We start from the raw sequence: 15,724 nt of genomic DNA, 5'->3' as shown, positions 1-15,724 counted from the left end.
GGTGGCCACCCGCCGCGCCGCCAAGCAAGTGTTCTACCGGCTGGCTGATATTGGCGTGGCGCAGTGTGTGCGCAGCATCGAGGCGCAGTTCGGTGAGGGCGTGGAGGCACTGCCTCCGCCTGCGGCGCCCGCCGCCGCCCCGGCGCCCCATACCGCCCGCGACCGCAGCGCGGCGCTCTTCGCCCGCATCGTGGGGCCCGGCGGATCGCCCGCTTAAGCCGGGCTCAAGCCGGACCAGGCACCCACGGCGCACGAGACGGCGAAGGCCATCCCGAAGCGATCCTCCCATCCGCCGGAATGCCGGCCGCGGGACGGTCACCCGACGCCGGCGGCCGTGGCATCGTCGTCATCCTTCGTGTCGCCATCCTTGCTGACGAGGCGCAGACTGCGCTGCACACTCTGCGGAGGATGGCCGAAGAAGCGCAGGAAGGCCCGGCGCATGCGATCCCGGTCGGCGAAGCCGGCATCGCGCGCGACCACCTCCATGGCGTGCCGCCCCTCCTCCAGCATGAGCTTGGCGGCCTCCAGCCGCAGGCGTTCCACCGCCTTGGCCGGCGATTGCCCCGTCTCCTCGCGAAAGATGCGGCTGAACTGGCGCGGGCTCAGGTTGGCGGCCTCTGCCAGTTCATCCACCGTCAACGGATTGCGCAGATTCTCCTTGGCGTAGATCAGCGCCCGGCGCACGCGATCCGACCGGGGCTCGAGTTCCAGCAGGGCGGAGAACTGCGACTGGCCACCCGGCCGACGATGATAGACCACCAGCTTGCGGGCGACCGTCCGGGCGAGCCCCGCGCCATGATCATCCTCGATGAGCGCCAGCGTCAGGTCGATCGCCGCGCTCATGCCGGCCGATGTCCAGATATTGCCGTCGGAGACGAAGATCCTGTCCTCATCGACCCTGGCATTGGGAAAACGCTGCCGCAGGTCGCTCGCATGCGCCCAGTGCGTCGTCACCTGACGGCCGTCCAGCAGGCCGGCCTCGCCGAGCAGGAATGCCCCCGTGCACACGCCGGCAACGCGGCGGCTGTGCTGGCCCGCGCGGGCGATATAGTCGCGCAGGCCCGGGGACATTTGGCGAGGCACCAGTTCGCCCATGACCATGAGCGTATCCGGGAAATCCGTCAGCACCCCGGTCTCTATCCGTATGCCGAGGGAGGAGCGAACCGTGCCGCCCCTCTCCGACATCACGGTGAGACCATAGGCCTCGCGACCGAGCGTGACATTGGCGAGTTCGAAGGCCGAGAGGGCGGCCATGCCCATGACCTGGAAGCCATCTTCCAGAATGAAGCCGACCTGACGCATGATGGATTGCCGACCCCATGACCGAAAATTACGGTGTCAACGTAATTCGGACATGACGCTACGACAAGACACGCCAAACCCGGCGCCCGCACAGACAGCGATACCGGTCGCGACGGGCGTTGGATCGCCACCGACTCGCCCGGCTCGGCTCCGATGGTGTCAGGCCGGCCCGAGAAGCCGTTGCACCGTCTCGTCGGTGGACCACACGCCATTGGCCATGAAGCGGAAATTGATGAGCGCGGCGAGATAGCCGTCACCGTCGGGCAGTTTCGGGGCCGCCACCGCGTCGCGCACCACGGCGACCTCGAAACCGGCCTCCAGCAGATCGCGCATGTGCGATTCCACGCACATATTGGCCAGCATGCCGGCGAGGATCACCTGGTTGATACCCTGCTTGCCGAGTTGCAGCTTCAAGTCGTTGGCCTGCGGGCCATAGAGCTTGTGCGGCGAGCAGATGATGGTCTTGCCGTCCTCGATATAGGGCTTGAACTCCTCCATGAAGTCCGCCCCCGAGGCGCGAAAACCCTCCACCGTGTAGGGACCCTTGCGGTCGAAGGCGCCGACATCGTGCTGGAATTTCTCCAGCGGAGCCTGCCACCGCCAGTGGTGATCCCAGCAGTAATAATAGTGGGGCGAGACAGCCACCACGATTCCCGCCTTCTTGGCGGCGGCGAACAGCTCGATGAGGTTCGGCACCAGATTGTTCTCGGTGACGCTCTCGCCCACCGCCGCCCAGGCAAGGCCGTTGGGGCTCATCACATCGACCTGCGGATCGATGACCACGAACGCCGTGCGGGCGAGATCCAGCACCATGTCCGTCTTGGGCAGCACGGGGGTCGCGGTGTCGGCGTAAAGCTCCGCCGAGCGCGGGGAATAGTTCGGCTTCATCGATTTTCCTCCCGATGGGCTTGTTGGGAATGCCGCACTCCGCTGCGGGGCCGAGGCGGAAGAGATCTGCGCGGAAGAGGCCTGCGCGGAAGAGACCTGTGCGGAAGAGACCTGCCAAGACAGGCCTGCGTTCACTTCGCCGGGCTCGCCGCAACCGTGGGTGCCGGCAGCAGCCTGCCTTGCACCGCGCGGTAAAGCGTTGCTGCCGCGACGATGAACACGACGACATTGGCGAACACGAACAGGATAGGTGCCAGAACCGTCACGGTTCCTGCATCCCCCAGGGCAACGAGACGGATGGGCGCGGTGGCCAGCGCGGTCACACCGAAGGTGAAGGCCCAGTAGGAGGGCGTGAGCGGTTCCCGCAGGATCCACGGCAGCAGCCGAAGGATGATCAGGGCCTGCAGGATACCGTAGCCGATCATCGCGTGGGCGAAGAGGGGCGGAGCGGAGGGCGCGACGGCGATCAAGGTGACGGCCCCCACCACCGGCGGCGCCAGCTGGATGCCGAGCGTCGGACGCAGCGCGCTCGCCATGGCAGAGCTGGTGAGCATGCGGTGCAGCAGCACGGATTCGATGGCGAGCCAGCCAAACAGCCCGGCCCCGAAGAAGAACTGTCCGAGATCGGGAAAGCCCAGCCCCGCGCCCACCGTGCCCGACACGAAGCTACCGGCCACGGTGGGCAGATAGAGCACCGGCGTCGAATGTTCCGGCGCGCGCTCGCCGAGCCAGAGCCCCCCGGTTCGCCATACCGCGAAGCCCAGCGTGAACAGGGCTCCCGGGACATAGAGCGCCAGCGCCACGTCATGGTCATAAGGGGCGGCTCCTCCGGCCACCAGAAGGGTGGCGACCCCGATCAGCCCCACGAAACAGCACTGGATCGGATGAGCCATTTCGGCCAGCGCCGCCTCGCGGGCCATCAGCCATTTGCCGGCATAGAGAATGACGAGCGCCGCCCAGACGATTCCCGCGCCCAGCATGAGGATTTCACCCGGCAGGGCGGGCACGCCCCAGGCGAGATGCGCCGCCCGCCAGCTTCCGCCGAGCCCGGCAAGCCCCAGCACCATGCCAAAGAACGATGCGGGAACAATGGGAAGACGCGCGTTGCTGCTCATGTCGAGACCTATTGTTTATCCGGCAATTAGAATCGCTGGAAGCCGGACCCCGGGTGTCGCTGCGGCACCCGGGCCTTGAGAGGAACGATCAGGTTCGCACGATCCTCGGGCGAGGCAATGCCGAGGGACATCCTGCATCCCCGCACCATCTTCCCGGCCCGGTGGAAATCGATCACGCGCGACATCGTGCCGGACAGCGGCAGGGGACGCATGGGGAGAGATAACGATACCCGCGCGTCCTTGCGAAGGTCGCCAATCCGTCGATTCCGGCCATCCTTGCCGGAACGCATGATGATGAGAGAACAGGGCCTTTTCGAAAGCGGCAGGGCCGAAAGCCCGCCCTGTCCTGAATCGCCGCGCATACGTCATTCGGGAATTCGGCATCACTCGCTAGCACTGCTCTTCTGGAACCGCCGGTCGGCGAGGCACGAGGAGAAAATGATGAGTGACAAGGGTACCGCCGTCGTGACCGGCGCCTCATCCGGGATCGGCGCCATCTATGCCGACCGGCTCGCCGCGCGGGGCCATGATGTGCTGCTGATTGCGCGCGATGCCGAGCGCCTCGCCCAGCAGGCCGAGCGTCTGGCGGCGCGGCATGGCGTGAAGGCGCGGGTCATCGTCGCCGATCTCACGCAACACGACGCGCTGCGTAAGGTCGAGGACGTACTCAAGTCGGACACGTCCATCTCGGCGCTCGTCAACAATGCTGGCTTCGGCGGCGCGAGCGAGCTTCTGCAGTCCGATGTCGACCGCATGGAGGAGATGATCGACATCAACGTCACCGCGGTGATGCGCCTGACCTATGCCGTCGCTCCCGGCTTCGTCGCGCGCGGAGCCGGGACGATCATCAACATCTCGTCCATCGTGGCGATCGGGCCGGAGATACTCAACGGCGTCTATGGAGGCAGCAAGGCCTTCGTTCTCGCCTTCAGCCAGTCGTTGAGGAAGGAACTCGGCGACAAGGGCGTGCGGGTGCAGGTGGTTCTTCCCGGCGCGACCGCAACGCAGTTCTGGGACACCGCCGGCGTGCCGATCGACAACCTTCCCGGCAGCTGGGTGATGACGCCGGAAAACCTCGTCGATGCGGCGCTGCTGGGCTTTGATCGTGGCGAGTTCGTCACCATTCCCTCGCTGCAGGCGGGCGAGGAACTGGAAGCCTATGAGACCGCCCGGCAGGCCATGCTGCCACACCTGTCCAACGCGACGGTCGCCCCCCGCTATTACCTTCAGCCCGTGGCCTGAGCCGCCCTTCCGTTCGCACGCCGCCATGGGCCGGGTGGCGTCGCGAACGGCAGCCTGGCCGGAGCGCCAGCTCCACGGACGGAGACGGGCCGGGCCCGACGCCCTGCCGGTGCCACGCCCCCCCGACGCGGCCGCCGCGACGGCGCGCGCCCTTTATAATTGCCTAGACAAAAGACGGCCAGACATGGCACTGCTCACCCGAGCCACAAGGTGGAAGCGGCGCCATGGACGACAATGAGGACGCTAGCGTTTCGACCATCGCGCTTGACGGTCAAGGCCCGCTCTACAAGCAGATCGAACGCGCCGTGCGCTCGGAAATCATGAGCGGCCGCTGGCCGGCGGGGCATCGCATCCCCTCCGAGCACAGCCTGATGGAGACCCTTTCCACCACCCGCGCCACGGTGAGCAAGGCGCTCTCCAAGCTCACCGAGGCCGGCCTGCTGGAGCGCCGCCGCAAGCAGGGCACGCGGGTGGCCCTCACCACCGAGACCCATGCGGTCATCGGCTTCCTCGACATTCGCGAGGAAATCGAAAGCCGGGGCCGCACCTACAGCTACAAGGTCCTGCGCAAGCGCGAGCTGGTGGCCGGCAAGAGCACGCCATTCTGGCCGGCGGTCGCCGCCGGCACGCCTCTGCTCATGCTGACGGCCGCCCATTGCGGCTTCGGCAAGCCGGAAGTGCTGGAGGAACGCTTCATCAACCTCGACGCGGCGCCAGATGCCATCAAGGCCGATTTCGAGACCGACATGCCCAATACATGGCTGCTGGCGCGCCTGCCCTGCACCCGGCTGCGCCACACCATTCGCGCCGAGGCCGCCGGCGCCGCCGAGGCCGAGCGGCTCGATGTCGCGTTGGGATCGCCCCTCCTCGTCTCGCTGCGCCAGACATGGGCGGACGACATGCCCGTCACCTGGGTCCGCCTGATCTACCCGGCCGACCGCAACGAATTCGTCGGCGAATTCAACCCGTTGCAGCCATGATCCCGATTCCCGCCGTCAACATTGCCAGCCTCGCCCAGCGCCATCGCGCGCGCGTTCTCGCGCTGGCGGGCGAGGACGGCCTCATGGTCGCGACCTCGGCGCCGAACGTGGTCTATTGCAGCGGCTATCGCAGCATGGGCTATGACACCGATCCCGCGCAGCGCATGGCCGCCGTGTTCACGGGCGATGAGTGGATCCTGGTCGGGCCCATGGCGGACCTGTGGGCCGCGCAGGAAGCCGCGGGCAGCGGCCTGCGCTATTTCGGCTACCGGACCTTCTTCTTCGACGATGCCGAGGCGCGGGATACGACGGACACGCGGGTCGTTTCGTTCGCCACGTATGAGGAGGCACTCGCCGCCGCCATCGCCGCGCTGGCCGGCGCGCGCCGGGCGCTGGCGATCGAGGGACCGCCACCCGCCATGCTTCCCGCCGGCCTCGCCGTGCTACCGCCGGAGGACACCGCCGCGCTGTTCCGCCGTGCGCGTACGATCAAGGATGCGGATGAAATCGCCCTGCTGCGCTACGCGACGCGGGAGACCGAGAACGCGCTGGCGGCGGCGCTGGCTCAGGCCCGTGCCGGCGTGAGCGAGCTGGACCTGGCGGCGGAGATTTCCGCATGGATGATCCGCACCGGCATCCGGCCGGGCTTCATCGCCGTCACCTCGGGGCCACGCGCGGCCTTCGCCGACGCGCATGCCGCCCCGCGCCGCCTCGCGCCGGGCGATCTCCTGCGCATCGACATTGGCGGATCGTTCCAGGGCTACTGGTCGGACACCGCCCGCAGCGCGGTGGTTGGCGAACCATCGGCGGAGATACGCGGGGTTGATGCCGCCATCGTCGCGGGCCAGCGTGCCGCCCTCGCCCTTGTCGGGCCGGGGGCGAGGAGCGACGTGCTGTTCCGTGCCACGGTCGAGGCGGTGCGTGCAGCCGGCCTGCCGCACTATCGCCGGCACCATGTCGGCCACGGGCTGGGCCTCGATTCCCACGAATATCCGACCCTCGGCCCGGAAAACCCGGTGACGCTGGAGCCGGGCATGGTGGTCAATATCGAGGCGCCCTATTACCGCCCCGGCTGGGGCGGGATCATGTATGAGGACACGCTGGTCATCACCGAGGACGGCACCGATCGCCTGACGAGGCTCGACGCCGGGTTGGTCATCCTGCCCGCATGAGCGAGTTGTGACTGCGCGCGAGGATGGCGAAGGTCGCCTCCACGAAGCGGTCCACCTCCTCCACCGTGTTGGGCAGGCCCGGCGAGAGATGGATGCCCCGCATGGCGGGATCCTCGTCCATGGCGAAGGCGCGCACGTTGATGGCGAAATCCTCGCGCAGCGTGCGGGCAAAGTCCTCGCCCTCCAGCCCATCGATGACAAAGCCGCCAAAGCCGGTGCCGGGATCGGCATCGATATCGGTCAGCAGGCGGATGCGCTCGTGCTCGCGCAGGCGCCCCGCCCAGCGGTCGCGCAGAAAGCGCAGGCGCGCGGATTTCTCCGCCTGGCCGATGCCGCGGTTGAAGGCGATGGCCTCGGGGATCGAGGCCGGCAGCGCCTTGAACACCGTGCCGACCTCCTCGAACTTCTCGATCGAATCGGCCGGCTTGCCGGACCAGCTGGCGAAAAGCGGCCAGACATCGGCGATCTTCTCGCGCCGCACATGCAGGAAGCCGGTGCCGCGCGGCCCGTACATCCATTTGTGCAGGCAGGTGGCATAGGCATCGCAGCCCAGTTCATCGAGCCGGAATGCGATATGCCCGGCGGAGTGGGCGCCATCCACCAGCGTGAAGGCCCCGCGCGCCCGCGCCAGCGCCGCGATCTGGCGCACCGGCATCACCAGCCCGGTATTGGCCACGACATGGGGAAAGCTGATCAGCCGCGTGCGCTCGGTGATGGCCGCGGCGAAGGCGGCAAGGATCGCCTCATCCGAGGCGATGCCGAAGGGCAGTTCGACGAAGCGCAGCACGATGCCCTCGCGCAAGGCGCGCTGGCGGAGGATGGCGAGGTTCGAATCATAGCAGAAGCGGGTGGCCAGCACCTCGTCGCCCGGCTTCAAGGCGACCCCGTTCAGCACGGTGGCGATGCCTTCCATCGCGTTTCGGGTCAGCGCCATTTCATCGGCATCCGCGCCGAAATAGTCGCCGAGCAGTTGCCGGATCGCGAGCGAGGACCCGCTTTCCTTCAAGTCGCGCATCGGCTCGTATTCGTCCAGCTCATAGGCGAGCGAGAGATCGACCAGTTCGCGCACCCGGTCGCGCACCAGGCGGGGGGCGGCGCCGCGCCGGGTGTTGACCAGCTGGGTGTTGACATACATCGGCTCCATGGTCGCGCGGATGGCGAGCCAGTAGGCCTCGTCGTCGGGAGCGGTCTTCAGGTGCGGCGGGCGCTGGGGCGTGGTCTGTGTTGTCACGGGGGCGTCCTTCTTGAAGGCCGTACGCGGGATGCGGCGAGCGTGTTGTTCAGGCCGGCATCGGCAGGCGGTGCGGTGCGGGATGGCTGTGGGCGTAAAGCTCGGCGGCGATCACGCAGCTCGCGTGATGGTCGGGGGCGAGCGCGAGGCGCGCCGGCGGATGGCTCGCGCAGACTTCCATCGCGCGCGGGCAGCGGGTGCGGAAACGGCAGCCGGAGGGCGGATTGGTCGGGCTGGGAATGTCGCCGAAGATCGGCGGCGGTTCGCGATGCGCCTCGACGCGCGGGTCCGCGCTCGGGATCGAGCCGAGCAGCGCCTGCGTATAGGGATGGCTCGGACGGGCGTAGAGTTCGGCCGAGGACGCATCCTCCACGATCTTGCCGAGATACATCACATAGGTGCGGCTGGTCGCCTGCCGCACCAGGGCGAGGTCATGGGCGATGAACAGGCAGGCGACGCCCAGATCCTTGTGCAGCGTGAGGAACAGGTTCATCACCTGCGCGCGGATCGACAGGTCCAGCGCGCTCACCGGCTCGTCGCAGATCAGCACGCGCGGCTCCACCGCCAGCGAGCGGGCGATGGCGACGCGCTGGCGCTGCCCGCCCGAGAGTTCGCGCGGGTAGCGCTCGGCCAGCGCGTCCGGCAGTCCGACCTGGTCCAGCAGCGTGTGGATGCGCCGGCGCTGGGCCTCGCGGTCTTTCACGCCGATGATGATCAGCGCCTCCGTCAGGGTCTCGCCAATGGTCTGGCGATCGTTGAGCGAGGCATAGGGGTCCTGGAACACATACTGGATCGCCCGCCGCTTCTCGCGCAATTCGCGGCCGCGCAGGCTGGAGAGGTCCACGCCGTCCAGCAGGATGCGACCCGACTGCGGGCGTTCCAGCCCGACGATGGAACGGCCCAGCGTCGACTTTCCGCAGCCGGATTCGCCGACCAGCCCGACCATCTCGCCGGGGGCGAGGCGGATCGAGACGTCGTCGACCGCCGTCACCCATTTGCCGCGCTCGACGCTCTTGAAGCGGGTGACGAGGTTCTCGACCCGCAGCAGGTCTCCGGCCTCACGCATGGGCCTGCTCCTTGGACTGACGCGCATTGACGACATGGCAGGCGACGGCGGCCGTGCCGGCCCCGCCGGCCAGCGGCGGGTAGCGCCGCGCGCAGATATCGATCACCTGAGGGCAGCGCGGCGCGAAGGCGCAGCCGGGCAGCGGCGCGCCGAGCACCGGCGGCGTGCCGGGCAGCCCGCGGAAGGGCGAGCCGGGCGCGTCATCCACGCTCGGCAGGGCGGCGATCAGGCCGCTTGTATAGGGGTGGCGGGGGGTGAGCAGCACCTCCTCGACCGAACCATATTCGGCAAGGCGGCCGGCATACATGACCGCCACGCGGGCTGCGATGCTGGCGACCACGCCCATGTCATGGGTGATGAGCACGATCGCGGTATTGAGCCGGCGCTGCAGGTCCTTCAGCAGGCCGATGATCTGCGCCTGCACCGTCACATCCAGCGCGGTGGTCGGCTCATCGGCGATCAGCAGTTTCGGCTCGGCGGCGATGGCGATGGCGATCATCGCGCGCTGCCGCAGCCCGCCCGACAATTCATGCGGGTATTGCCGCAGCCGCGCCTCGGGGTCGGACATGCGCACCAGCTTGAGCAGGTCGAGCGCGCGTGCCTCCGCCTGCGATGACGTCATGCCGAGGTGCAGTTCCGCGACCTCCGCGATCTGCCGGCCGATGCGCAGCGCCGGGTTGAGCGCGCTCATCGGGTCCTGGAAGATGGTGCCGATCTTGCCGCCACGGATCCGGCGCAGGGCCGGCTCTGACAGTCCCACAAGCTGCTGCCCGTCAAACAGGATCGAGCCGGAGAGATCGGTGACGACGCCGGTCGGCATGAGGCCGAGCGGCGCGAAGTTCAGCACCGTCTTGCCCGAGCCGCTCTCGCCGACAATGGCGAGGGTTTCGCCGGCGGCAACTTCGTAGCTCACATCATCCACCGGGCGCAGCGCCGCGCGGGTGGTGTAGAGATCGACGCAGAGATGGCTTACCTGGAGAATATTGGTGGAGGTCATGGCGCGGCCTTTTTCCAGCCGGCCGCCACGGCGCGGCGCTTGAGCAGGATGCGGCGGGGCAGCGGGGTCGGCACGCGGTTCAGCGCGATGGATTCGCCCAGCAGGTTGAAGCCGATCACCACCAGGGTGAGCACGAGGCCCGGCAGGATCACCTGCCACGGCGCACTTTCGAGATAAGGCAGCGCGTCCACCAGCATCTGCCCCCATTCCGGGGTCGGCGGCTGGATGCCGAGGCCGAGGAAGCTGAGCGTCGCGATGGACAGCGCCACCGCCCCGGCATCGGCCGTGGCATAGACCAGCACCGCGCCGATGGTGGAGGGCAGCAGGTGGTGGAAATAGATCCGCCCCGGGCTGGCGCCGAGCACGCGCAGCGATTCGATATGCGGCCGGTTCATAACCCCCACCGCCACCGCCCGGCTGATGCGGGCGCTGCCCGGCCACCAGGCCAGCGCCAGGGCGAGGATCATGTTCCAGTAGCCCGTGCCGAAAATGCCGATGACGGCCAGAGCGACGATCAGGCTGGGCATGGCGAGGCCGACATCGACGATGCGCATCAGCACTTCCTCGACCCAGCCGCGGCGATAGCCGGCGACGGTGCCGATGGTGATGCCGACCGACAGCGCGATGAGCAGCACGAGGCTCATGCCCACGAGCGAGGTGCGGGCCGAGACGATGAGCCGCGAGAGCGTATCCCTGCCGAGATGGTCGGTGCCCAGCCAATGCTGCCAGGAGGGATCGGCATGGGCGGCCAGCAGGTCCTGCGCATTCGGGTCATAAGGCGCGAGCCAGGGGGCGAGGACACCGAGCAGCACGAACAGCCCGACCGCGAGGAAGGCGAGGCGCGGCAGCTGGGCCAGCGCCTGGAAAAGGTCCCGGAGCCGTCTCATGCGTTCGCTCCCTGCCGGCGCAGTTTCGGATCGGTGAACATCATGCCGATGTCGACCATGAGGTTGAGCAGAATGAACGAGGTGAGGAAGACCAGCAGGCAGGCCTGCACCACCATGAAGTCGCGGAACAGAACGCCCTGCAGGAACAGGTCGGCCACACCCTTCAGGGCGAAGAGCGGCTCCACCACCACCGCGCCCACCACCATGGCGCCGCCCTGCGCGCCGAGCGCGTTGATATAGGTCGGCGCGATGTTGGGCAGCGCGTGGCGGAACAGGATGGCGCGGCGCGACAGTCCCTTGGCCGAGGCGGTGAGCGCGAAGGGCCGCGCCATCGCCTCTTCCAGCCCCACCCGCACCACGCGGCTGAGCACGGCGGCGGGGAGCAGGCCGATGGTCATCCACGGCAGCACCCAGCTCGACAGCCCGGCGGTGCCGAAGGTGGGGAACAGGCCCAGCTCCACCGCCAGCGCGTAGATGAGCAGCGCGCCGACGAAGAAGGAGGGCATGGAGGCGCCCAGCAGCGCGATGACACGGCTGAGCGCATCGCCGAACCGGCCCGGCCAGAGCGCCCCCAGAAAGCCGAGCGCGAAGCTCAGCAGCATGGCGAACGCCGCGCCGCCCACCACCAGCGTGAGCGTGATGGGCAGCCGGCTGGCCAGCGCCGGCCCGATCGCGTCGCCCGTCTTGTAGGAGACACCCAGGTTGCCGTGCAGCGCGCCGTTCAGCCAGCTGCCATAGCGCAGGATCAGCGGCTGGTTGAGGCCAAGTTCCTCCTCCACCACGCGGATCTGCTCGAAGGTTGCCTTCGGCGTGCGCAGCTCGGCAATGAGCACCGCCACATTGCCCGGCGCCGACACGACCAGCGCGAAGCACAGCATCGTGGCGAGGACGAGCAGCACCACCGCGTTGCGCAGGCGGATCGCGATCAGCGTCGACATGACCGACCTCAGGATTCGAGGCTGATGCCGCGATAGGGCAGGTCGTACTCGGTGGCCGGAACCGTGAAGCCCTTCACCCGCTTGGTGTGCGCCCAGATGGCCGGGCTGTAGAACAGCGGCAGCATCGAGACATCCGCGTGCATCTGGTCGTAGATCGCCTGCACGGCGGCATCGACCTTGTCCTGCGGCGCCGAGGTGGCGGCGAGCACCAGCGGGTCGAGCTTGGCCGGATCGATCACCAGCTTGCCGTCCACGCCATTGTCATAGGTGGAGAGCAGCAGGCCGACAATGGTGCCGAACGGCTCATAGGGCGCGCCGAAAGTGGTGAACAGCGCCATGTCGAAGGTGCGCGCGGGAATGTCGGAGTGGCGCGAGGCATGGTCGACCGAACGGATGGTGAGGCCGATGCCGATCTCGCCGAGCTGGGCCTGCAGGATTTCCGCCAGCGAGCGCGAACCGGCGATCTGCTCCTCGCTGACCACGATTTCCAGCTTGAGCGGCTTGCCGTCCTTCTCGCGGATCGGCGCGCCCTTCCAGCCCGCGTCCTCCAGCAGCTTCTTGGCCGCCGCGGGGTCGCGCGCCGGCACCGGGAAGCGCGTGCCGGCGAGCGGCACGCTGGCCGGGAAAAGGTTGCCGGCCGGCTCGGCGAGGCCCTGATAGAGCACCTGGCCGATCGCCTTGCGATCGAAGCCGATATTGATGGCCTGACGCACGGCGAGCTCCTTGAGCGCCGTATTGCGATCCGGGTTGAAGCCGATGACCACGGTCGTGGTGCCGAGCTCGACCGCGACCGGGATGCCGGCCTTCTCCAGCGTCTTGGCTTCCGTCGCCTTGATCGGGGCGAGGAAATCGCCGCCGGTGAGGTCGATCTCGCCGGCCCGCAGCGCGGCCATGCGGCTGCGCGATTCGGGCAGGACCTTCACCTCGATGCGCTTGAAGCCGGGCTTGTCGCCCCAATAGCCGTCGAAGCGGGTGAAGGTGCTGCCATTATTGTCGGCGCTCGCCTCGATCCACGCGCCGGTGCCGACCGGCTTGGCATAGGCGCCATCCGCGCCGACCGATTTGGGGCTGAGGAAGCGCACCGGGCGGACATAGGCGAATTCGTTGAGCAGGCCGAGCACCAGCTCCTTGAAATGGATCTCGACGGTGTGATCGTCAACCACCTTGTAGTTGGCGAACAGCCGCGAGGCGTTCATCCAGCTGTTGGATTCCTTGCCGATCCAGCGGTCGAGGTTCCAGGTCATCGCCGCCGCATCCCACGGCGTGCCGTCCTGGAAGGTGACGCCCTTGCGCAGATGCACGCGGAACAGCTTGCCGCCATCCTCCACCTGCCAGTCGGTGGCGAGCGCCGGCTCCATCTTGCCGCCGTGGCCATAGCGGATCAGCGGCTCGAAGATGAGGTCCTGGATCGCCCAGAGGCCCTTGTACTTGTGCGGATCGAGATCGCCGGCCGGCTTGCCGGCCGCGACGCGCAACGTATCGCCGCCGCCCTGCTGGGCCAGCGCAGCGAGGGGCGAAAGCCCCGCGAACATGGCCGGAAGTCCGGCCATTCCCTTGAGAATGGTACGCCGGGTGGTCTTCATCGATGGTTCCCTTGTCTGGCGGTCGAAAAGTCTGGCGGCCCGAAGGTTCGGCTCTTTTGACTAGACAATAAAAAGCTAGCCGCAATTTATTGTCTAGGCAATACGCCTGGACAGGCCGTCCTGCGAAATTTCCCGCCCGCCCGTCAGCCCGCCCGTCAGCCCGCCCCTGGCGCTTGGGCTTCGGACGCCTGGGCGAGCACCTGCGCTTTTCGGCTGCACGCGAGGCGCGGGCATGGAAGCGGGCTTGGGCGCCCCGCCGAGGCTGGCCAAGGCCCGCGGACAATAAGCCGGCGCGCGAGACTGCCCGGCGCGGCGATCCTGTCGGTGCCGCTGGCGGCGACCGGCGCAGCCCTCCGGCCCTTGGGCCGGACCGCGTGAAGAGCGGGGCAATTGCGGGCCAGGGCGCCTGGACGACGATGACGGCGACCCGGATCGGCTCGACCGAACGAGACGCCCGGGCGCTGGCCGACATGTCCCCCAGCACAGCTCGTCCGCCGCCGCCCTTTTTGAAGGGATGTGCGCTTGATGTTCCCGACAGGAGCCTTTTCCGCACGGCCTGTCCGCCTCATGCAAAGTCGGATAATTGCATTATCGGATATTGCTCATCTATATGGAGGCATGATCGAATCGGCCCCTGAGAGCCTCGAAAAACACGCCCCCGAGCCCGCGGCACCCGCCCCTGCCGCCGGGCAGCCTGTCGTCACGCCCCCGGCCGAGACAGAAGCCGCGCTGCCCGCGCATCTCGAGCGCCTGGTGGATCGCGCGCGCGACTATGTCGACGCGGCAAGCTCGGCCAACACCCGGCGAGCCTATGCGTCCGACTGGGCGCATTTCTCCGGCTGGTGCCGGCGGCAGGGGCTGGAGATCCTGCCCCCCTCCCCCCAGCTGGTCGGCCTCTACATCACGGCCTGCGCTTCGGGCGCCGCGATCCCCGGAGGCCGGCCGAACGCGGTCGCCACCATCGAGCGGCGGCTGTCGGCCATCACCTGGAACTACACCCAGCGCGGCACGCCGCTCGACCGGCGCGACCGGCACATCGCCACCGTGCTCGCCGGCATCCGCAACACCCATGCCGCCCCGCCCCGCCAGAAAGAGGCGGTGCTGCCCGAAGACCTCATCGCCATGCTGGAAACGCTGGACCGCGGCAGCTTACGCGGCCTGCGCGATCGGGCGATGCTGCTGCTCGGCTTCGCCGGCGGCCTGCGTCGCTCGGAAATCGTCGGGCTCGATGTCGGCCGCGACCAGACGCAGGACGGGCGCGGCTGGATCGAGATCCTGGACAAGGGGCTTCTGGTGACGCTGCGCGGCAAGACCGGCTGGCGCGAGGTGGAGATTGGGCGCGGCTCGGCGGACGCCACCTGTCCGGTGGTGGCGGTGCAGACCTGGCTGAAGCTCGCCCGCATCGGCCATGGCCCGCTGTTCCGGCGCGTGACCGGACAGGGCAAGGATGTGGGCGCGGAGCGGCTGAACGACCGCGAGGTGGCGCGCCTCGTCAAGCGCACGGCACTCGCGGCCGGCGTACGCGGCGATCTCAGCGAGGGCGAGCGGGCGATGAAATTCGCCGGCCATTCGCTGCGCGCGGGCCTCGCCTCCTCCGCCGAGGTGGATGAGCGCCACGTGCAGAAGCAGCTCGGCCACGCCTCCGCCGAGATGACGCGCCGCTACCAGCGCCGGCGCGACCGCTTCCGGGTCAACCTCACCAAGGCGGCCGGGCTCTGAAGCCGGATCCGATGAGGTCGAACCAACCGGATCGGTCCATCCGCCTCTAATCTCCGTCCTGGTGCACGCGTGACCCGATCGGATGGCGCGGCGATCAGATCGGCGCATGGTGCTGGCACAATCCCGCCGTGTCGCTCGTGGCTGGGTCGCCGAGCCCGGAGGACATCGGATCTCGCGCGGCAATGCCACCCCTTCGCCATGGGCAAGTGCGCGCGTGCGCCGCGAGGTGCCGGATCGATACGGAACCGAACCGCCTCCCCACGGGTCGAGGTGGCGGCGGTGGGCCGCGGCTCGGCGCGACGTGCATCATGCGAATCGGAAACTTCCGTGCCTTTCACATTGGAATGGCACAAAACGACGGACACCTGACATTGTTGTCCCGACGGTGCCGGCATAGGCTCGCAGCACAAATACTGCGGGCATGATTACCTGAATACTCCAGCCCGGCAGGTCAGGACGACATACGTCCACCGAATTACGTGCGCGGTGACTGTAGTTGAGGAGGCAACATGACCGATCTCACCATCAATGGCGCTCGTCACAGCGTTGATGTTCCGGCCGAGATGCCTCTGCTTTGGGTGCTGCGCGACGTGCTGGGGATGAC

The 15,724-nt window shown here is 68.1% G+C and carries 14 protein-coding genes and 2 pseudogenes; 6 read left to right on the top strand and 10 right to left on the bottom strand.

All coding sequences use genetic code 11. The features are described from left to right. A pseudogene (locus FHS55_RS23275) lies at positions 1-217 on the top strand (transcriptional regulator); the annotation flags it as partial. Between the two features lie 98 nt (positions 218-315). Here the strand turns inward: FHS55_RS23275 and FHS55_RS22925 are convergent. From FHS55_RS22925 to FHS55_RS22910, 4 genes are all read right to left on the bottom strand, one after another. After that, a complete protein-coding gene (locus FHS55_RS22925) occupies positions 316-1,302 on the bottom strand; it encodes a GlxA family transcriptional regulator (RefSeq protein WP_183192185.1) in 987 nt (328 codons plus the stop codon). 159 nt (positions 1,303-1,461) lie between these two features. Continuing rightward, entirely contained in the window at positions 1,462-2,190 is a 729-nt protein-coding gene (locus FHS55_RS22920) for an isochorismatase family protein (protein ID WP_183192184.1), read from the bottom strand. A 131-nt stretch (positions 2,191-2,321) separates the two neighbouring features. Then, positions 2,322-3,305 (bottom strand): dicarboxylate transporter/tellurite-resistance protein TehA, encoded by a 984-nt coding sequence (tehA, locus tag FHS55_RS22915; RefSeq protein ID WP_183192183.1) that lies wholly within the window; start codon positions 3,303-3,305, stop codon positions 2,322-2,324. A 26-nt stretch (positions 3,306-3,331) separates the two neighbouring features. Continuing rightward, the gene (locus FHS55_RS22910) at positions 3,332-3,667 is read right to left on the bottom strand and encodes a hypothetical protein (RefSeq protein WP_183192182.1); all 336 of its coding nucleotides are present in this window, start codon (positions 3,665-3,667) and stop codon (positions 3,332-3,334) included. Positions 3,668-3,746: 79 nt separating this feature from the next. Between FHS55_RS22910 and FHS55_RS22905 the strand changes: the two genes are divergently transcribed. From FHS55_RS22905 to FHS55_RS22895, 3 genes are all read left to right on the top strand, one after another. Continuing rightward, positions 3,747-4,547 (top strand): SDR family NAD(P)-dependent oxidoreductase, encoded by an 801-nt coding sequence (locus FHS55_RS22905; protein ID WP_425485853.1) that lies wholly within the window; start codon positions 3,747-3,749, stop codon positions 4,545-4,547. Between the two features lie 224 nt (positions 4,548-4,771). After that, positions 4,772-5,527, top strand: coding sequence for a histidine utilization transcriptional repressor HutC (locus tag FHS55_RS22900; RefSeq protein ID WP_183192180.1), 756 nt, complete (start codon positions 4,772-4,774; stop codon positions 5,525-5,527). After that, entirely contained in the window at positions 5,524-6,699 is a 1,176-nt protein-coding gene (locus tag FHS55_RS22895; protein WP_183192179.1) for a M24 family metallopeptidase, read from the top strand. The genes FHS55_RS22900 and FHS55_RS22895 overlap by 4 nt, the downstream gene beginning before the upstream one ends. On the opposite strand, the gene FHS55_RS22890 is transcribed toward FHS55_RS22895, so the two are convergent. From FHS55_RS22890 to FHS55_RS22865, 6 genes are read right to left on the bottom strand one after another with little or no spacing between them, the layout of a single operon-like run. Continuing rightward, positions 6,683-7,930, bottom strand: coding sequence for an aminotransferase class V-fold PLP-dependent enzyme (locus FHS55_RS22890; protein ID WP_183192178.1), 1,248 nt, complete (start codon positions 7,928-7,930; stop codon positions 6,683-6,685). The two genes, FHS55_RS22895 and FHS55_RS22890, sit on opposite strands and share 17 nt — an antisense overlap. Before the next feature lie 49 nt (positions 7,931-7,979). Next, positions 7,980-8,996, bottom strand: a complete 1,017-nt coding sequence (locus tag FHS55_RS22885; RefSeq protein ID WP_183192177.1) for an ABC transporter ATP-binding protein — start codon at positions 8,994-8,996, stop codon at positions 7,980-7,982. Continuing rightward, positions 8,989-9,993 carry an ABC transporter ATP-binding protein gene (locus FHS55_RS22880; protein ID WP_183192176.1) on the bottom strand — a complete coding sequence of 335 codons (1,005 nt, stop codon included), beginning with the start codon at positions 9,991-9,993 and terminating at the stop codon, positions 8,989-8,991. The genes FHS55_RS22885 and FHS55_RS22880 overlap by 8 nt, the downstream gene beginning before the upstream one ends. Next, on the bottom strand, positions 9,990-10,880 hold the full coding sequence (locus tag FHS55_RS22875; protein WP_183192175.1) for an ABC transporter permease: 891 nt from the start codon (positions 10,878-10,880) through the stop codon (positions 9,990-9,992). The genes FHS55_RS22880 and FHS55_RS22875 overlap by 4 nt, the downstream gene beginning before the upstream one ends. Next, a complete protein-coding gene (locus FHS55_RS22870) occupies positions 10,877-11,818 on the bottom strand; it encodes an ABC transporter permease (RefSeq protein ID WP_183192174.1) in 942 nt (313 codons plus the stop codon). Before FHS55_RS22870 ends, FHS55_RS22875 begins: the two co-directional genes overlap by 4 nt. 8 nt (positions 11,819-11,826) lie before the next feature. Continuing rightward, on the bottom strand, positions 11,827-13,401 hold the full coding sequence (locus FHS55_RS22865; protein WP_183192173.1) for an ABC transporter substrate-binding protein: 1,575 nt from the start codon (positions 13,399-13,401) through the stop codon (positions 11,827-11,829). Positions 13,402-14,019: 618 nt separating this feature from the next. Between FHS55_RS22865 and FHS55_RS22860 the strand changes: the two genes are divergently transcribed. Continuing rightward, positions 14,020-15,120, top strand: coding sequence for a site-specific integrase (locus FHS55_RS22860; RefSeq protein WP_183192172.1), 1,101 nt, complete (start codon positions 14,020-14,022; stop codon positions 15,118-15,120). A gap of 509 nt (positions 15,121-15,629) precedes the next feature. Further along, positions 15,630-15,724: pseudogene (locus FHS55_RS23675) on the top strand ((2Fe-2S)-binding protein); the annotation flags it as partial.

Source organism: Ancylobacter tetraedralis (assembly GCF_014195655.1).
GTDB classification, from domain to species: domain Bacteria; phylum Pseudomonadota; class Alphaproteobacteria; order Rhizobiales; family Xanthobacteraceae; genus Ancylobacter; species Ancylobacter tetraedralis.
This window is presented reverse-complemented; position numbering and strand designations above follow the sequence as displayed.

Coding starts and splice junctions, on each gene's coding strand:
- FHS55_RS22895 (WP_183192179.1), top strand. CDS start 5,524: ATGATCCCGATTCCCGCCGTCAACATTGCCAGCCTCGCCCAGCGCCAT.
- FHS55_RS22865 (WP_183192173.1), bottom strand. CDS start 13,401: ATGAAGACCACCCGGCGTACCATTCTCAAGGGAATGGCCGGACTTCCG.
- FHS55_RS22870 (WP_183192174.1), bottom strand. CDS start 11,818: ATGTCGACGCTGATCGCGATCCGCCTGCGCAACGCGGTGGTGCTGCTC.
- FHS55_RS22875 (WP_183192175.1), bottom strand. CDS start 10,880: ATGAGACGGCTCCGGGACCTTTTCCAGGCGCTGGCCCAGCTGCCGCGC.
- FHS55_RS22905 (WP_425485853.1), top strand. CDS start 3,747: ATGAGTGACAAGGGTACCGCCGTCGTGACCGGCGCCTCATCCGGGATC.
- FHS55_RS22910 (WP_183192182.1), bottom strand. CDS start 3,667: ATGCGCGGCGATTCAGGACAGGGCGGGCTTTCGGCCCTGCCGCTTTCG.
- tehA (WP_183192183.1), bottom strand. CDS start 3,305: ATGAGCAGCAACGCGCGTCTTCCCATTGTTCCCGCATCGTTCTTTGGC.
- FHS55_RS22860 (WP_183192172.1), top strand. CDS start 14,020: ATGATCGAATCGGCCCCTGAGAGCCTCGAAAAACACGCCCCCGAGCCC.
- FHS55_RS22900 (WP_183192180.1), top strand. CDS start 4,772: ATGGACGACAATGAGGACGCTAGCGTTTCGACCATCGCGCTTGACGGT.
- FHS55_RS22880 (WP_183192176.1), bottom strand. CDS start 9,993: ATGACCTCCACCAATATTCTCCAGGTAAGCCATCTCTGCGTCGATCTC.
- FHS55_RS22925 (WP_183192185.1), bottom strand. CDS start 1,302: ATGCGTCAGGTCGGCTTCATTCTGGAAGATGGCTTCCAGGTCATGGGC.
- FHS55_RS22920 (WP_183192184.1), bottom strand. CDS start 2,190: ATGAAGCCGAACTATTCCCCGCGCTCGGCGGAGCTTTACGCCGACACC.
- FHS55_RS22885 (WP_183192177.1), bottom strand. CDS start 8,996: ATGCGTGAGGCCGGAGACCTGCTGCGGGTCGAGAACCTCGTCACCCGC.